Source organism: Ruegeria sp. AG1 (assembly GCF_056541705.1).
In genome coordinates this window covers 124,384-140,488 of the sequence record NZ_JBQFYU010000013.1, presented here as the reverse complement: position 1 = coordinate 140,488, position 16,105 = coordinate 124,384, and the positions used below count along the sequence as shown (strand labels likewise).

22 protein-coding genes are annotated in these 16,105 nt (G+C 59.3%); 13 read left to right on the top strand and 9 right to left on the bottom strand.

Translation table 11 applies throughout. From position 1 onward, the window contains the following. The first annotated feature begins 5 nt into the window (after positions 1-5). From flgG to ACR0B5_RS19125, 4 genes are read left to right on the top strand one after another with little or no spacing between them, the layout of a single operon-like run. Positions 6-791: a flagellar basal-body rod protein FlgG gene (flgG, locus tag ACR0B5_RS19140; protein ID WP_170470935.1), complete on the top strand. Its 786-nt coding sequence runs from the start codon at positions 6-8 to the stop codon at positions 789-791. Continuing rightward, on the top strand, positions 791-1,207 hold the full coding sequence (gene flgA / locus ACR0B5_RS19135) for a flagellar basal body P-ring formation chaperone FlgA (RefSeq protein WP_480542628.1): 417 nt from the start codon (positions 791-793) through the stop codon (positions 1,205-1,207). Before flgG ends, flgA begins: the two co-directional genes overlap by 1 nt. Continuing rightward, the gene (gene flgH, locus ACR0B5_RS19130; RefSeq protein ID WP_170643525.1) at positions 1,207-1,938 is read left to right on the top strand and encodes a flagellar basal body L-ring protein FlgH; all 732 of its coding nucleotides are present in this window, start codon (positions 1,207-1,209) and stop codon (positions 1,936-1,938) included. The genes flgA and flgH overlap by 1 nt, the downstream gene beginning before the upstream one ends. A gap of 9 nt (positions 1,939-1,947) precedes the next feature. Next, positions 1,948-2,466, top strand: coding sequence for a flagellar basal body-associated protein FliL (locus ACR0B5_RS19125; protein WP_480542625.1), 519 nt, complete (start codon positions 1,948-1,950; stop codon positions 2,464-2,466). A gap of 5 nt (positions 2,467-2,471) precedes the next feature. Here the strand turns inward: ACR0B5_RS19125 and ACR0B5_RS19120 are convergent, their stop codons facing one another. The 8 genes from ACR0B5_RS19120 to ACR0B5_RS19085 all read right to left on the bottom strand — a co-directional run bounded on the left by ACR0B5_RS19120 (position 2,472) and on the right by ACR0B5_RS19085 (position 9,520). Next, complete coding sequence (locus ACR0B5_RS19120) at positions 2,472-2,852, bottom strand: hypothetical protein (protein ID WP_480542623.1); 381 nt, start codon at positions 2,850-2,852, stop codon at positions 2,472-2,474. Beyond that, entirely contained in the window at positions 2,849-3,934 is a 1,086-nt protein-coding gene (gene flhB, locus ACR0B5_RS19115; protein WP_480542621.1) for a flagellar type III secretion system protein FlhB, read from the bottom strand. The genes ACR0B5_RS19120 and flhB overlap by 4 nt, the downstream gene beginning before the upstream one ends. Next, positions 3,931-4,704, bottom strand: a complete 774-nt coding sequence (locus ACR0B5_RS19110; protein ID WP_480542619.1) for a flagellar biosynthetic protein FliR — start codon at positions 4,702-4,704, stop codon at positions 3,931-3,933. The genes flhB and ACR0B5_RS19110 overlap by 4 nt, the downstream gene beginning before the upstream one ends. After that, positions 4,701-6,728 (bottom strand): flagellar biosynthesis protein FlhA, encoded by a 2,028-nt coding sequence (flhA, locus tag ACR0B5_RS19105; RefSeq protein ID WP_480542678.1) that lies wholly within the window; start codon positions 6,726-6,728, stop codon positions 4,701-4,703. Before flhA ends, ACR0B5_RS19110 begins: the two co-directional genes overlap by 4 nt. Positions 6,729-6,797: 69 nt before the next feature. Next, positions 6,798-7,496 (bottom strand): lytic transglycosylase domain-containing protein, encoded by a 699-nt coding sequence (locus ACR0B5_RS19100; RefSeq protein ID WP_480542617.1) that lies wholly within the window; start codon positions 7,494-7,496, stop codon positions 6,798-6,800. A 73-nt stretch (positions 7,497-7,569) separates the two neighbouring features. Beyond that, on the bottom strand, positions 7,570-7,998 hold the full coding sequence (locus tag ACR0B5_RS19095) for an Lrp/AsnC family transcriptional regulator (RefSeq protein WP_170463010.1): 429 nt from the start codon (positions 7,996-7,998) through the stop codon (positions 7,570-7,572). Between the two features lie 49 nt (positions 7,999-8,047). Next, the gene (locus tag ACR0B5_RS19090) at positions 8,048-9,262 is read right to left on the bottom strand and encodes an MFS transporter (protein ID WP_480542615.1); all 1,215 of its coding nucleotides are present in this window, start codon (positions 9,260-9,262) and stop codon (positions 8,048-8,050) included. Positions 9,263-9,265: 3 nt separating this feature from the next. Continuing rightward, entirely contained in the window at positions 9,266-9,520 is a 255-nt protein-coding gene (locus ACR0B5_RS19085) for a metal-sensing transcriptional repressor (RefSeq protein ID WP_480542613.1), read from the bottom strand. Positions 9,521-9,653: 133 nt separating this feature from the next. Between ACR0B5_RS19085 and ACR0B5_RS19080 the strand changes: the two genes are divergently transcribed. The 7 genes from ACR0B5_RS19080 (at position 9,654) to ACR0B5_RS19050 (ending at position 14,432) form a co-directional block, all read left to right on the top strand. Further along, positions 9,654-10,268, top strand: coding sequence for a ribonuclease D (locus tag ACR0B5_RS19080; RefSeq protein ID WP_480542611.1), 615 nt, complete (start codon positions 9,654-9,656; stop codon positions 10,266-10,268). Continuing rightward, the gene (locus tag ACR0B5_RS19075; RefSeq protein ID WP_480542609.1) at positions 10,265-11,227 is read left to right on the top strand and encodes a KpsF/GutQ family sugar-phosphate isomerase; all 963 of its coding nucleotides are present in this window, start codon (positions 10,265-10,267) and stop codon (positions 11,225-11,227) included. The genes ACR0B5_RS19080 and ACR0B5_RS19075 overlap by 4 nt, the downstream gene beginning before the upstream one ends. An 11-nt stretch (positions 11,228-11,238) precedes the next feature. After that, the gene (locus tag ACR0B5_RS19070; RefSeq protein ID WP_170379954.1) at positions 11,239-11,838 is read left to right on the top strand and encodes an LPS export ABC transporter periplasmic protein LptC; all 600 of its coding nucleotides are present in this window, start codon (positions 11,239-11,241) and stop codon (positions 11,836-11,838) included. Positions 11,839-11,871: 33 nt separating this feature from the next. After that, positions 11,872-12,336 carry an LptA/OstA family protein gene (locus tag ACR0B5_RS19065; protein WP_480542607.1) on the top strand — a complete coding sequence of 155 codons (465 nt, stop codon included), beginning with the start codon at positions 11,872-11,874 and terminating at the stop codon, positions 12,334-12,336. Continuing rightward, complete coding sequence (gene lptB / locus ACR0B5_RS19060) at positions 12,336-13,094, top strand: LPS export ABC transporter ATP-binding protein (protein WP_170379956.1); 759 nt, start codon at positions 12,336-12,338, stop codon at positions 13,092-13,094. Before ACR0B5_RS19065 ends, lptB begins: the two co-directional genes overlap by 1 nt. 252 nt (positions 13,095-13,346) lie before the next feature. After that, the gene (hpf, locus tag ACR0B5_RS19055) at positions 13,347-13,910 is read left to right on the top strand and encodes a ribosome hibernation-promoting factor, HPF/YfiA family (protein WP_170379957.1); all 564 of its coding nucleotides are present in this window, start codon (positions 13,347-13,349) and stop codon (positions 13,908-13,910) included. A 57-nt stretch (positions 13,911-13,967) separates the two neighbouring features. Continuing rightward, entirely contained in the window at positions 13,968-14,432 is a 465-nt protein-coding gene (locus ACR0B5_RS19050; protein WP_480542605.1) for a PTS sugar transporter subunit IIA, read from the top strand. A 64-nt stretch (positions 14,433-14,496) separates the two neighbouring features. On the opposite strand, the gene dalA is transcribed toward ACR0B5_RS19050, so the two are convergent. Beyond that, positions 14,497-15,012, bottom strand: a complete 516-nt coding sequence (gene dalA / locus ACR0B5_RS19045; protein ID WP_170550315.1) for a divisome-associated lipoprotein DalA — start codon at positions 15,010-15,012, stop codon at positions 14,497-14,499. A 169-nt stretch (positions 15,013-15,181) separates the two neighbouring features. Between dalA and ACR0B5_RS19040 the strand changes: the two genes are divergently transcribed. Then, complete coding sequence (locus ACR0B5_RS19040) at positions 15,182-15,781, top strand: L,D-transpeptidase (protein WP_480542603.1); 600 nt, start codon at positions 15,182-15,184, stop codon at positions 15,779-15,781. A 140-nt stretch (positions 15,782-15,921) separates the two neighbouring features. Then, positions 15,922-16,104 (top strand): hypothetical protein, encoded by a 183-nt coding sequence (locus tag ACR0B5_RS19035; protein ID WP_170379961.1) that lies wholly within the window; start codon positions 15,922-15,924, stop codon positions 16,102-16,104. The last annotated feature ends 1 nt before the right edge of the window (position 16,105 follow it).

Below are 16,105 nucleotides of genomic sequence, written 5' to 3'. Positions count from 1 at the left end.
ATCCCATGCGGGCATTGAAAATCGCAGCGACAGGTATGACCGCGCAGCAAATGCGGGTCGAGACGATCTCGAACAACCTCGCGAATATGAACACTACCGGATACAATGCGCGCCGGGCCGAGTTCGCGGATCTGCACTACCAACAGATGGCGCGGGCCGGGGCGGTCAATGCGTCCGATGGGACGGTGCTACCAACGGGTATTCAGTTGGGTCTGGGCGTTCGCCCTGCCGCTGTGACGGTGCAGCTGGCACAAGGGGCCGTGTCGGCGACGGGCAATGATCTGGACGTGGCCATCGAAGGGCGCGGCTATCTTGAGGTGACGCTGCCCAACGGTCAGGCCGCCTTTACGCGCGATGGCAGCCTTAAACGCTCGGCTGAAGGGCTGATCGTGACATCAGACGGGTTCGCCGTCTCACCCGAGATCACAATCCCAGATGACGCTCGGTCCATTTCGATCAACGCGTCGGGTGAGGTCTATGCCTATTTCGACGATGCCCCCGAAGGCCAACGATTGGGCGAGTTCACCTTGACCAGTTTCTCAAACGCCAAGGGTCTGGAGGCCATTGGCAGCAACCTGTTCAAAGAGACCGAGGCTTCCGGCGCACCGGTACAGGGCGTACCGGGAGAGGACGGATTGGGCACGTTGCGGCAAGGGTATCTTGAGGACAGCTCGGTCGATGCTGTGCGCGAGGTGACGGAACTGATCGAGGCCCAGCGGGGCTATGAAATGAACGCCAAGGTCATCACCGCCGTCGATCAGATGATGAGCGCAACGACGCAGGTGCGCTGATGCGAGTGTTATTGCTTGGCCTGACCCTGATGGCGCCGGTTGGGGCCCTTGGCGAGATTGTGGTGCCGACCCGGACGATCCGCGCGAAAGAGATCATCTCGCATGCGGATCTTGAGACAAAGCCGCGCGACCTGCCGGGGGCTGTGACCGATCCGAATGCACTGATCGGGCAGGAGGCCCGTGTCGCGCTTTATCCTGGCCGCCCCATTCGCGCGGCGGATGTCGGTCCGCCCGCGCTTGTGGATCGCAATGATCTGGTCGTTCTGTTGTTCAGCAGCCAACCGCTGTCGATCACAACCGAAGGCCGCGCGCTGGGCCGGGGCGCGGTGGGGGACCGAATTCGCGTTATGAACCTGTCCTCGCGGACAACAGTGACGGGCCGGATACGGTCTGATGGTCAAATCGAGGTAAAATGATGTCTGGATTGTCAAAACCCCTTCTTCTTGCGGTACTTACGATTTCTGCCTGCGGGCGGTTGGATCACCTGGGCAAACCGCCCAGCTTCACCCCGACCGAAGATTCGCCGGAACAGGTGGCGATGCTGTGGCCCGGCCTGCCCTTGCATACTCAACCGCAGCGAACGGTGGATCGGTCGTCGCTTTGGAGTGGGGGGCAGCAATCGCTGCTTGGTGACCAGAGGGCCATCAAGAAAGGCGATATCCTGACCGTCGTGATTGAGCTGGACGAAGAGGCTGAGATCTCCAACAACACCAACAGGTCGCGGTCAGGATCTGAAAATCTGTCAGTGCCGAACCTATTCGGATTGCCGCAAAGGGCACAAGACAAACTGCCCGAAGGGGCTTCGTTCGATGAGGCCGTCGGGATCGAATCCGAGGCCTCAAGTTCCGGTCGCGGATCGGTGCGACGGAATGAGAAACTGACCCTGCGCGTGGCCGCGACGGTGATTGACGTGCTGCCGAACGGAGTTCTGTCGATCTCGGGCGCGCAAGAACTGCGCGTGAATTTCGAACTGCGAGAGCTGCTGGTGGCAGGCTATGTGCGCCCGCAGGACATCTCGCGCAAGAATGAGATCACCTATGACAAGATCGCCTCGGCGCGTGTGTCCTATGGTGGTCGCGGGCAGATCACGGATGTGCAACAGCCGCGCTACGGCCAGCAGATCCTCGATACCCTTTTGCCGTTCTAAGGGGCTCCTATGATCAAGAAACTGCTCCCCGTGATTTTTCTGGTCGTTGGCACGGGTGCCGGCATCGGCGCCGGGACCTTCCTTGGCTCCGGTGAAACGAAGAAAGAAGCCGAGGGGACTGAAAAGGTTGAAAAGGAAACAAAGGCAAAACCCGCCAAGTCCAAGAGCAATGACAAAGACAAGGGGAAAAAGGGTGAAGGTGGAGGCTTTGAATACCTGAAGCTCACCAAGCAATTTGTTGTGCCGATCGTGGAGGATGAGGAGATCTCAGCCCTCGTCACCATGTCCCTGAGCCTTGAGGCAAACTCGGCCATCACCGAAACCTTCTACGCGATCGAACCAAAGCTGCGGGACGGTTTTCTGCAAGTGCTGTTCGATCACGCCAATACCGGAGGGTTCGACGGTGCTTTCACGCATTCCGACAACCTCGGCACCTTGCGAAAATCTCTGCTTGAGGTGGCGAAGAAGGATCTGGGTGACGATGTCTCGAAGGTCCTGATCATGAGTGTCAGTCGCCAGGATACCTGAGGCCGTCACGGTTTAGGCCGTGACCGCGCGCGCTTCTGTTCGGCCTTGAGGGTGTCATTCAGGCGTTCAACCGCTTGTTTTCGCCCAAAGGCCTGACGCAGTTGCTGCATGGCTGCAAGTTTCTGTGCCCGGCATCGCGCCAATTCCATGTTCAATTGCCGCCGTTTCGAGGCCTCCCACCCGTTCCACAAGACATCGGTTCCGGTGATCTGATACCCATCGGTCACCGCACTGTCTTGTCGGGTTTGCACAACCTGAGCGTCAAGACGCGCCAACTGCGCCTGCACACGCGCTTCGGCCTCCAACACGGGGCGCAGCTTTTGATATTCGCTTTGATAGACCGCTTCGGTGACTGATTTCAGGGCGGGCAGTTCGTGACGTTTCATCCAATCCGTCCTTTCGCGCGCTTTCGCATGGCTTCGGCAAAACGGATCGCAGCAGCGACCGGGCGATAGTGTTCTTCGGCGATCTCCTGCCCGATCTCGACGGTTGCATGAAGCGCGCGGGCGGTTGGCGGGTCCGATCGGATGGGAACGCCAGCCTCGCCCGCAGTCGACCGGATTGCGGCGGCTACCTCGTCGACACCCTTGGCTACACAGACTGGGGCCGCCCCAGCTGCCCGGGACCATTTCAAAGCGACCGCGTAGTGGGTCGGGTTCACGATCACGACGTCGGCTTTCGGCACATCAGCCATCATCGGATTGGTCGCAATTTCCTGCGCCCGCGCGCGGCGCTGTTGTTTGACATGCGGGTCGCCTTCGGCGTCCTTCGTCTCATCCTGGATTTCCTTGCGCGACATCCGGTTTTTGCGCATGTGTTCAGCATATTGCCAAACGTAGTCGACGACCCCGATCGCAAGCGCGATGGCGATTACAATGAACAGAAAGCGAAACAGCAGGTTCATCATCAGCAAGATCGAGCTATGGGCCGGGGCCGCGCTGGCGGAAACGATCTCGGTCAGGTTGGCCTTTAGAAACAGGGTCAGACAGGTGCCGTAGATTACCAGTTTGGCAAAGCTCTTGGCGAATTCGAACAGCCCGCCCCGCCCGAATTTGTTCTTGGCGTTGGATAGGAGTGAAATCCGCGAGAGCTTGGGTTGCAACTTGGTGGGTGCAAAAATCAACGCACGCTGGGCGATGAGGCTCAGCAGAACCGCCGTCGTCGGAAGCGCAAACAGAAGGGCCACCGGCAATAGCGCAGCTTTCAGCATTCCGGCGACCGGTGCCGTTGCAGGCCCCGATGTAACAAGCTGCGCGATGTCATCCGACTGGTCGATCAGAACCACAAACAGCGATCCCATTTGATCGACCGTGAACTTGCCGACCGTCAGGAGCGCGATCAGCAACCCGGTATAGGCGGCAACAACGGACAGATCGTTGGACTTTGCAACCTCACCTTTTTCGCGCGCTTTCTGCAGCTTCTGAGGCGTCGGGTCAAAGGACTTTTCACTGTCGTCATCGGTACTCATCGACCGGACTCCAGCGGGTTGAGGGTGAATGAAAACAACGCGTCCGCCCAAACGGACAGGATCAGAGGTGCTCCGGCAAACAGTAGGAACAGCCCGGCAAAGGTGATCGCGGGGGCACCGACAAAGGCAACCATCAACTGCGGCATCGCCCTGTTGATGACCCCGAGGGCGAGGTTGTAGATCAAGGAGGCGATCACGAACGGAGTGGCCAGCGCAAATGCCAACCCAAAGCTGTGGGCGACCTGCCTGACGCCCCATTGTGATAGGTCGGGGGCAGAAAGGGCCTGCCCCATCGGGAACATCGCGTAGCTGTGGAGCAGGAACTCGGCAACCCGGATGTGCAGCCCCAATAGCACTGCAAGGGCCAGCCCGGCCAAGGTTAGAAACATCCCCAACGCAGGGGCCGGGTCGGCGGCCGCGCCTCCCAGAAGCTGAGACAGCGATGTCGATTGCGCCGCAATGGACCCGGCGGTCTGCAGGGCCAGTACAAAGAGGCGCAACCCCATGCCCAATACCATGCCGATCAGAACCTCGGTGCCAACCAGACGTGCCATCGGTAGCAGACCCGGACTGGATTGCGGGGAAGGCACCGCAGGCAACACGATCAGGGTAAAGGCCAACGCGACCGCCAGCTTGACCCGGACCGGGATGCTGCGTTCGCCAAAAGCGGGCAAGAGGGTGACCAACGCGGACACCCTCAAAAAAACGGCAAAAACATGCCACAGCCCCGTGCTGAGTTGCCCCAACAGCTCGGGCGGCAGGGCGATCATGCGGGTACGGTTCCGACCAGGGCGGGGCGTGCCTCGAGCCCGATTTCTTCGAAGGAGAGAACCGGATTGGACACCCCGCGCGCCTGCATGATCGAGCGCAACAGGCGACGCCGGCGGGTTGAGGTCACAACGGCTGGAAACAACCCGTGATCGGCGGATTGTGCGACGCTGTCCACCACACCGTCGGCCAGCTTGTTGAACAGATTGGGGGGCAACGCAACGTCCAGCCCGGCGGCGGGGCCGTCGATCTGGTAGCTGCCAAACGTATCTTCCCATTCGGGGGCCAGTTGGATCAGCGGGATTGAGCCATCCTCACGCTTCATCTCGGCCACCAGCTGAAAGCCCAGCCGCTGGCGGACCAGTTCGCAAATGCCTTCGGGCTGGGTGGTGGTCAGGCGCGCTTCGGCCACGCTTTCAAGGATCAGGGCCATGTTGCGGATCGAGACACGCTCATCCAGCAGCAACCTCAGAACCGCGTGCAGCGTGTCGATCGGCACCTTGTCGGGGATCAGCTCATCCAGCAGCTTGCGGTTCGCCTCGGCTCGGACGGGGTCGCTGAGGCGGGTCATTTCGGACAACAGACGTCGCAGGGATTTCAATGTCAGCAGGCGTGAGAAGTTCTGCTTGATGATCTCCAGAAGATGGGTCGCCAGAATCTCGGGCGGTGAGACGATGGTGGCCCCGTTCAGGGCGGCATCCTCTTGATCTTTCGGCAGAATCCAACGAGCAGGGGCGCCGTAGACAGGCTCGGTCACGTCATTGCCGTCGGGCAGAAACTCATGCCCGTCCTGCACCAGCGCCAACACCAGATCAGGGTTCAGGACGCCGCGCGCCTGTTCGACGCCTTGCACCTTGATGACATAGGTGCCGGTGGGCAGATCAGCGCGGTCGGTCAGGCGAATCTCGGGCAGGATGAGGCCAAAGGTCGAGGCCACATAGGTCCGCATATTCGCAATGCGCGCGTCCAGCCCGGTTCCGGGGTTCAGCACCATGCTGACAAGGTCGGGCGCGAACTCCAAATGTACGTCGTCCAGATCCAGGATATCTCCGATTGCTTGCGAAACAGGGGTTTCCGCTTCGGGGGCTGGGGTCCGGGCTTGAAGCGCCTCGGCCTTTTGCTTTTGATGGACCCTGTAGGCCGCGTATCCCAACACGCCAGCGCCCAGAATGAAGGGCAGGAAGGGCAGGCCGGGGACGAGCGCGAAAAGAACCATCAACACAGCCACCGTGCCCAGCGCGGCCGGGTGTTTGCCAAGTTGCGAGAAGATGGCATTGTCGGTCGCGCCCTGTGTGCCGCCGCGCGCGAGCAATAGCGCCGAAGCGATCGAGATGATCACCGCCGGGATTTGCGAGACCAGACCATCGCCCACAGTCAGAATGGCGTAGGTTTCAAAGGCGGATGTGACCGGCATGCCATGCACGATTACACCCATGACCAGCCCCATCACAAGGTTCAACAGCGTGATCAACAGCCCGGCAACCGCATCGCCTTTGACGAATTTAGACGCACCGTCGAGTGAGCCGAAGAAGGTCGTCTCTTGCTGTTCGCGTTCGCGCCGCTCTTTGGCTTGCTGGTGGTCGATGGCCCCGGCGGACATGTCGCTGTCGATGGCCAGCTGTTTGCCCGGCATCCCGTCCAAAGCAAAGCGCGCGCCGACCTCGGCCATCCGCGCGGCGCCCTTGGTGATCACCATGAAGTTCACGATCAGCAGGACGCAGAACACCACGAGGCCCAGAAAGATACTGCCGCCCATCACGAAATTGGCAAAGCCTTCGATCACGTTGCCCGCCGCATTTGGCCCGGTATGGCCCTGACCGATGATCAGTTTGGTCGATGAGACGTTCAGCGACAGCCGCAGCATCAGCGAGGCCAGCAGGATTGTCGGGAAGGATGAGAAATCCAGCGGGCGTTCGATGAACAGCGTCAGGGTGAAAATAAGAATAGCCAGCGCAAAGGAGGCGGCCAGACCCACATCCAACACCCAGGCGGGCATCGGCAGGATCATCATCACGATGACGGTCATCAGCGCCAGTGCCAACAGGACGGTGGGCGAGAACAGGGACCGGGCGTTTATGGTGGGCACGCTGACCTCCTAGTTGAATGCGATGAAGGCGGTGGCAGCACCCGCCGCCGGAACCAGAGACCCAAGAGACCCGCCATTGGATTCAACCGGTTGCGCCGGGATCAGCGGGGCTGCGGCGCCGGTGAATGGGTCCCGCGACGCGACGTGAGTTTGTGGCGGAACGGACCCGTCCAGCTGGGCCAGGACGGTCTGGAACCGACCGCGATAGGCCTCGGCCAAAGATGGCGTGCGCGAATGATAGGCCCCGGCGGCGGCGGGCCAGGATCCAAGCTCGACATAGAGGTCTTTGAGAAACTTTGCGGCGTAGGTGGCGTTCTCCTGCGGGTCGAACATCGCGTCAATCGAGCGGAAGGCCTTGCCGTGCCAGCGGTAGTTGATCTGAAAACACCCGATGTCAAAGCTGCGCTTGCCGGCTTTGAAAATTCGGAAAACATAGTTTTTTGCCTCAACCTCGGAGGTGAACCAATAGCCCTGCCCTTCGACATTGATGGTCCAGGGCCAGGGTCGAAGCCGCCCGTCATGGGTGCGTCCTGTCTCGACCCGTGAAATGGCGCGCAGGATGTCCAGTGGCACGCCTTCGGACAGTGCCGCGCGGCGTGCGGCCTGATCGCAGATATCACCCGTTCGGGCATCCGGCACGGCACGCCCGGCCTGCGCGATCAGCGCAAGCGTTAGCACAAAGACAATTGAGACGAAACGATGGGGCATTCTGCCGGTCCGGGATTCGGGTCATTCCGGGCCAAGCTAGCCAGTCATCGGTTTACAGAGGGTTATCGCCCCATCATTTTCGGTCGATCCGACGGCCGAACACGACGCTGGTATTGGTGCGCAGAACACCGGGGATTTTGGCCAGTTCATCGACCAGAATATCCAGATCCTCGATCCGGGGGGCCTCGGCAGACAGTAGCAGGTCAAATTCGCCATTGATCGACAGGCAGCGTTTGACCTCGGGATAGGCCTCAAGCCGTTTGATGATGCGGGTGGTTTCCTTTTGTTGGACTTCAAGCATCACGATCACCTGCACGCGCGGGGTATCGTCGGTGGCGTGCAATTGAACAGAATAGCCTGCGATCACGCCACGCTCTTCCATGCGCTTGATCCGCTCGTGCACGGTGGTTCGGGCCACGCCTAACCTAGCCGCGATATTCGTGGTCGATTCACGGGCATTGTGCTGCAGCGCGGTGATGATGCGGCGGTCGAGCTGATCCATGGGGCCTCCGGCAGGGTCGCTTTGGTGTAGAGCAGAAGCGCCCGCAGGCTCAAGGCTTCTGCGCCGAGGGGGCTTTGTCGGATCGCGGCCAGATGAACAGTGCGGCAGCGATCCCCAAGACAGATACGCAGGTCGTGGTGGTCATGACTACGGTTGCGCCGAAACGGGTCATCAGCCACCCTGATAGCGGATAGAGGACCAGCCAGCAGGCATGTGACAGCGTGAACTGGGCGGCGAAGACGGCGGGCCGATCCTCGGGCGCGGCGGAACGGGTCAGCAATCGGCCCGAGGGGGTCAGGGTCATTGAATAGCCGAAGCCCACGCAGGCCCAGAAGGCCGTAAGCAGCGGTAGGGAGAGTGCTCCGGATGTCATGGCTGCTCCGGCCATGGCCAGCGCGCCAAATGTCGCCCCGGTCAGCATGACCCGGCGGTCCTTGAACCGATCCAGCAGAGAGGGAAGCACGAAGGCCGCAATCATCGAGCCGCCGCCGAATCCGGCCAAAGCAATGGCCACGGCGCTTTCGGACAGACCCAGATCCGCACGCACTAGGACCACCGTATTGACGATCACCATAGAGCTCAGCGCGGCTGCAGACCAACTGAGTGCCAGAAGGCCGCGCAAACGTGTTGTCGATAGATAGATACGGATGCCGCGCGTTGTCCGGTCGTATATTCCGCGTCGCTCTGTGGGTTTGGGCGAGGGCAGAACTACGGAGACCACCAGCAGCGCAGAGGCAATAAACCCAGCTCCGGTTCCCCAAAACAGCGTATCAAAGCTGACAAAGACCAGTAACGCGGCCGCCAGCATCGGGCTGAGCAGGCTTTCCAGATCATAGGCAAGGCGCGACAAGGACAGCGCGCGCGTGTAGTCCTGCTCATCCGTCAGGACGTCGGGAATCGTGGCCTGAAAAGCGGGGGTGAACCCGGCCGAGGCCGATTGCAGGACGAAGATCAGCACATAGACCTGCCAGACCTCGGATACGAAAGGCAGGCACAGTGCGACCGCAGCCCGGATCAGATCCAGCACCACCAGCATTTTGCGCCGGTCGAGCTGCTCTGCAAACGCCGCCGCCAATGGCGCGATCCCCACATAGGCGACCATCTTGATGGTCAGAGCCGTACCCAACACCATCCCTGCAGCCTCGCCCGCCAGATCATAGGCCAGCAGGCCCAACGCGATCGTCGCCAGCCCGGTCCCCGTCAACGCAACGACCTGAGCTGCCAGAAGGTGGCGATATGTGCGGTTTTGCAGGATGCTCAGCATGGGTCAGAGGTACTTTGTGATGGTTTTGAAATCCTCGATGGCCGATCCGTCCTCGGATGTCAGGCAATGGTCGATGTGATCGTGGATCAGAACCCGCTTGGCATTGGTGATTGCTTTTTCGACCGCAAAAAGCTGCTGGGCAACGTCGGAGCAGGGCGCTTGATCTTCGAGCATGGCAATGACTTTCGCCAGATGCCCATGCGCCCTCTTCAGGCGGGCGGTGATTTGCGGGTGCGATTCATGCGTGTGATTGGTCATGATATATCCATATCCCCCCCATGGGGATAATAGCAAGCCCATCCAGCGACAGAATGCCCGGCTACAGGCTCAGCGTTGAGTTTGCCCTATAAACCGCCTATCTCGGGGTCGAGACCGCACAAAGGAAACCTCTGTGGCAAACCACCTGTATAAAAACGACCTGCCTGACGGGCTGGACCTTGGGCCGATCGTGGCCATCGACTGTGAAACCATGGGACTGAATCCGCATCGGGATCGCTTGTGCGTGATCCAGATGTCCGGCGGCGACGGCGACAGCCATATCGTTCAGGTTGAAAAGGGGCAAACCGAGGCTCCGAACCTTTGCGCGATGCTAGAAGACGCAGATGTGCTGAAGCTGTTCCATTTCGGACGTTTCGACATCGCCGCGATGCACCACGCCTTTGGGGCATTGGCTGCACCGGTCTATTGCACCAAGATCGCCAGCCGCCTTGTGCGCACCTATACCGACCGCCACGGGCTGAAAAACCTGTGTCAGGAGTTGATCGGCGTCGATATCTCGAAGCAACAGCAGATGAGCGATTGGGGCGCCGAGACTCTGTCTGAGGCCCAGCTGGAATATGCGGCTTCGGACGTGTTGTACTTGCATCGTCTGCGGGATGAGCTGAACAAACGGCTGGCTCGCGAAGACCGGACCGAGATGGCGCAGGCCTGTTTTGACTTCCTGCCGATGCGTGCGAAACTCGACCTCGCAGGCTGGCCCGAAACTGATATTTTTGCGCACTCATGACCGATACCGACGCATTCCTGAAAACCGCCCGTCAGGTTGTTACCGATGAGGCCCGCGCGCTGGACGCGCTGGCCGAAAGCCTGAACGAGGATTTCGCCGAAGCGGTGCAGCTGATCCTGCAGGCCACCGGTCGCATCATCATCAGCGGCATCGGCAAGTCGGGCCATATCGGCCACAAGATCGCGGCCACATTGGCCTCGACCGGCACGCCCGCCTATTTCGTCCACCCAGCCGAGGCGAGCCACGGTGATTTGGGCATGGTGTCCAAGGATGATGTGGTTCTGGCGATCTCGAATTCCGGCGAGGCGCCGGAACTGGTCAACCTTCTGGCCTTTACGCGCCGCTTTGGCATTCCGCTGATCGGCCTGTCCAGCAAGCCGGAAAGCACGCTGATGAAACAGGCTGACGTGCATCTGCTGATCCCGTCCATGGGTGAGGCCTGCGGGTTCGGCATGGTGCCCTCGATCTCGACCACGCTGACGTTGGCCATGGGCGACGCGCTGGCGATAGCGCTGATGAAACACCGCGATTTCAAGCCCGAGGATTTCCGCGCTTTTCACCCTGGCGGCAAACTGGGCGCGCAACTCTCTACCGTGCGCGACCTCATGCATGCCGATCTGCCCGTGGTGCAGTCCGGCACCTCCATGAGCGAGGCGCTGCTGGTCATGAGCCAGAAGAGCTTTGGCGTGGTGGGTGTAGCAGATGATGCGGGTCGTTTGTTGGGCATCGTCACGGATGGCGACTTGCGCCGCAATATGGACGGGCTTTTGAACAAGACCACGGATGAGGTCATGACCCGCGATCCCCTGACCATCGCACCCAACGCCATGGCGGAAGAGGCCGTGGGCATCATGAATGACCGCAAGATTACATCGCTGTTCGTGGTTGATCCCGACGCGGATGGGCAGGCGCAGGGTCTGTTGCATATCCACGATTGCCTGCGCGTCGGTCTGGGTTAGGGAGTGATACGGTGGACCGCTATTCCCGCATGGTTCAGTTCCTCAAGGTGCTGTTGCCTCTGACGGCTATTGTCTTGCTGTCCACCGTTTTCCTTCTGTCGCGCAGCATCGAGACTGATGTCTCGGTGCCCTTCTCGCAGGAGGATATCGAAGATCGCCTGGCTGGGCAGGTTATTACGCAACCCAACTACCGCGGCACTACCAAAAAGGGCGAAGAGGTCCAGATTGAGTCGACCAGGGTGGTCCAAGGGTCCGAGGGCGAAGAGCCGACGGCATCGCAGTTTCGCGGGCGGTTCGGGATGCTGAACGGCGGTGAGATCAAACTGGATTCCAACTCTGGCCTGATCCGGCCCGACAAGGGGACGGCGACCTTTGTTGGCGATGTGGTGATTACCACCTCGGACGGCATTCAGGTCACGACCGATCTGCTGAATACATCGCTGGAAGAAATACGTGGCGACACTCCCGGTCAGGTCGATGGCACCGGCGTCATCGGCACATTCTCTGCCGGTCGTATGCAATTTGGCACTGAAAAAAAGGACGGACCGGTCCATATTCTTTTTACAGACGGCGTGAAGTTGGTATATGAGCCAACAAAAGCAGAAAGATAACCTGTGATCTATTTTCGATTTCTCTTTGTTTGCATGGCTCTGTTGATGGGCCCGGTTTCTGCCATCGGACAGGAAGCGCAGGTTGCATTCGGTTCGGTCAAGGCCGACCCCAGCCTGCCGGTCGAGGTGACCTCGGACTCACTGAACGTCAATCAAGAGGATGGATCGGCCGAGTTTCTCGGCAATGTGATCGTGATTCAGGGGGAAATGCGCCTGTCGGCTGAGCGGGTTCTGGTGATCTACAGTCAGGATCGCTCATCCATCGAACGGATGGAAGCGACCGAGAATGTCGTTCTGGTCAGCCCTCCGGATGCCGCCGAAGGGGATCAGGCGGAATACACCATAGACACAGGTGTGATCGTGATGAAGGGCAACGTGCTGCTGACACAGGGGCCCAGCACGATCAGCGGCGACCAGATGGTTGCGAACCTGACCTCGGGCACCGCAACGATGACGGGCCGCGTCAAAACCATTCTTCAGCAGGGTGGCGGAAACTGATGGCTGCCCCAACCTTGTCTGTCGCGGAAGGAAGCGCAGGCCTGCGCATCGAGAAACTGCGCAAATCCTATCGGAAAAAAACTGTGATCCGGGATGTGTCCATGACGCTCGACCGGTCCGAAGTAGTCGCACTGCTGGGTCCGAATGGGTCGGGTAAGACGACGACCTTTTACTCCGTCGCCGGGCTGGTTTTCCCCGAAGCCGGTAAGGTCACGATAGACGGGCAGAATGTCACGACGCTGCCGATGTATCGCCGCGCTCGTCTTGGGATCGGCTATCTTCCGCAGGAGATGTCGATTTTTCGCGGCATGAGCGTCGAGGACAATATCGCCTCGGTTCTGGATATCACCGTCAAGCACGCCCATCGCCGGAAAGAGCGGTTGGAGGAGCTGCTGTCGGATTTCTCGATCGAACACCTGCGCCGCGCGCCCGCGCTTGCCCTGTCCGGTGGTGAGCGGCGCCGGGTAGAGATCGCGCGCTGTCTGGCCGCCGATCCGAAATATCTGCTGCTCGACGAACCCTTTGCGGGCGTTGACCCGATCAGTGTGGGGGATATCAGGCATCTGGTGGCTGATCTGAAGAAGCGTGGGATCGGCGTGTTGATCACCGATCACAACGTACGCGAAACGCTCGAGATCGTGGATCGCGCCTATATCCTGCATGACGGGCAGGTCCTGATGTCAGGTACACCTGACGAAGTGGTTGAGAACGAAAACGTGCGCCGGGTTTATCTGGGTGAAAACTTCCGTATTTCATAGGGTTGGGCGATTCTTCGCCGGACGCTTCGCGGAAATCGCGTATATACACCTCTGTTTTGATTGACTCTTCCGCCGCCTCTTGTCTCAATTGGGGTATGGCATTTATTCGGTTCCAGTCTGGATCTCGATACCCCTTCACTGAAGGGCTGGGACGGCAGCAACCGATCAAAATGTCGATATCCCCCACCCGATAAAAACAAGCATGTTGCGTGACGCAACGTCAGAATGGGTGTGAATTGTGAAGGAGATCACATGCGTTACCAAATCAGCGGAAAACAGATCGACATCGGTGCGGCCCTGCAGACCCACGTGCAGACCGAACTGGGCGAAGTTGTTGGCAAATACGCCCAGCGCCCGACCGACGCCAATGTCGTCTTTTCCCGTTCGGCGCATGAATATGTATGCGAAACTACAGTACATTTATCCACCGGCCTGACCGCTCAGGCCAAGGCCCACGCAACCGAGATCTATGCAGCGTTCGAGGCATGCTGTGACAAGATGGAAACACAGTTGCGCCGCTACAAGCGCCGCCTGAAGGACCATCACAAGGATCGTTCTGAGCCTGTTGAACTCTTTGGGGCGTCCTCTTATATCCTCGCCTCTGACGAATCGAACACGGCAGATGAACCCGAATCGCTACAGCCCATGATTGTGGCTGAGATGGAAACAAAGATCCCATCGCTCAGCGTTGGTGAGGCCGTAATGCAAATGGAACTTGCCGGAGCGCCGGTGTTAGTGTTCCGGAATGAGAACAAGGATGGGTTGAATGTCGTGTATCGCCGCGATGACGGCAATATCGGCTGGATTGATCCTTAAACAGGCAAGTTGAGAGAGATCGGCCTTAGCACGCAAAGGCCGCTATGGAGCATGATCATGGAGCTTTCGAGCATTCTCAAGCCCGAAGCAGTACGTGTGTTATCTGCCGCGTCTAGTAAGAAGCGGCTGTTTCAGGAAATCGGCGACGTCGCTGCCGGTGCTTTGGACCTGGATACCCAGGTCGTCGTGGATTGCCTGCTGGAGCGCGAAAGCCTCGGCCCCACGGGTGTGGGTCATGGCGTGGCATTGCCACATGCGCGGTTGGGCGGGATCGAGTCGGTCTCGGGCGTTTTTGTGATGCTTGAAAAGCCGATCGACTTTAGTGCAGTTGACCGCCAGCCGGTGGATATCGCCTTTGCGCTGTTTGCGCCCGAAGAGGCGGGCGTGGATCACCTCAAGGCTTTGGCACTGGTGTCGCGCACCCTGCGCGACAGCTCGGTTTGCGCCAAGCTGCGGGCGAACCCCGATCCGGTCAAGCTATATGCGATCCTGACCGAAGCGCAGTCCATGCAAGCCGCCTAAGGCGTAGTTAAAAAAAAAGCCCGCGAACACCGCGGGCTTTTTTGTTGTTGGAAAGAGCTAAGCGTCAGCCGCCGGTTCCCATTTCCAGTGTCCACCAGATCTTACCGCCGTTTTCCTGATGCCAAGCAAAGCCCATCTGCGTCGCCTTTGGGTCCAGGATCACGGAACGGGGGCCGGGTTCTTGCATCCAGGCGGCCAGTGTCTCGGTTTCCGTCTCATAGGTTTCCGAGATCGCCTCGCCCAGGAATGTCCCGAAATATCCAACACGCGCCGCACGGTCGATCGGGGAAGAGCCATCCGATCCGAAGTGCCAGGGGCGATTCTGCCGGGCCATATCCTTGGAATGCGTCGCGGCCGCCGCGTTCAACTGAGAGTTCAGCTGTACGGACTGCAAGCCCTGCGCTTGCCGCAATGCATTCACCGAATCGAGCATGCGGAACTGCAGCTTCTCGGGGTTGCCACGGATTTTGTAAACTGAGGGCAAGGGGCGACCGTCGGCACCCAGCGCCGTGGTCCCCGTGTCGGTACATGCCGCCAAGGCGACAAGGCAAATCAACAGAAAAGAAAAGATACGCGTCATGATCGACCTGATTATTGTGTCGCTAACGGGCATAACGCGCTAGGCTGTCTTGAGCAAACGCACAATGACCATACCCTGCATGATTCTGCCGGTTTGGTTTGCGACTGAAGCATTCTGGCAATAAAATGGGCCAGATTTTCCATTTCGCCATAACGAAGGACCTTTTGTCATGGTTAAAAAGCACATTCCTCTTTCGACCCGCCGGGGGTTTCTGGCCGGAGCTTCGTCTCTGCTGGCCTCGCCTGCGATCGCGCAGTACATCCCGGGCGACCCGCTGCGACCTGCACCTGAACCCGAAGCGCCGGTCCGGCGTAATGTCTCAGGTTTCCGCGCTCAGGACTGGCGGCCTTATTTCTCGAACACCAGAAACGGGGCCATTCTGGTCGATACCACGTCACGAGCGCTGCATTATTGGTCAAATGATCAATCTGTATACAAACTATACCCCTCTTCGGTTCCTTTGACCGAGGAGATGACCCGTCGCGGGCGCACCAGCGTCATTCGCAAGGTTGAGGGGCCAAGCTGGTCTCCGACGCCGTCGATGAAGAGACGAAACCCCGAATGGCCCGATTACATCCCGCCCGGCCCCGATAATCCATTGGGAACGCACGCTTTGTACCTGGGATGGAAGTATTACCGCATCCACGGTACACATGACACGCGCAAGATCGGGCGGAAATCTTCGAATGGCTGCATCGGCCTGTTCAACGAAGACATCGCCGAGCTGTTCTCAATGGCGAAGGTCGGCACGCAAGTGTTGCTAATTTGACGACATTTTCGCTCACCGACTCGATTAATCGGCAAGTTGCAATTGCATTCCAGCCGCTTTGCTGATTAGAAAAATATCACGAGGTAAGTCTTAGATGTGCGGTTCCGCGGACTGGAGCCGTGCAGATTCTGGAGGTTAATATGAAAAAACTCGTTCTCGCCGCTGCACTGACCGCTGCTGCTTCGACCGCTTATGCCGGTAACCTGGAAGAGCCGGTTGTTGAGGCACCTGTTGTTGTTGAAGAAACCCAGGGCACATCGCAGGGCATCATCCTGCCGCTGATCCTGCTGGTTGTAGTTGCCGCAGCTGTTGCAGCAAGCTAAT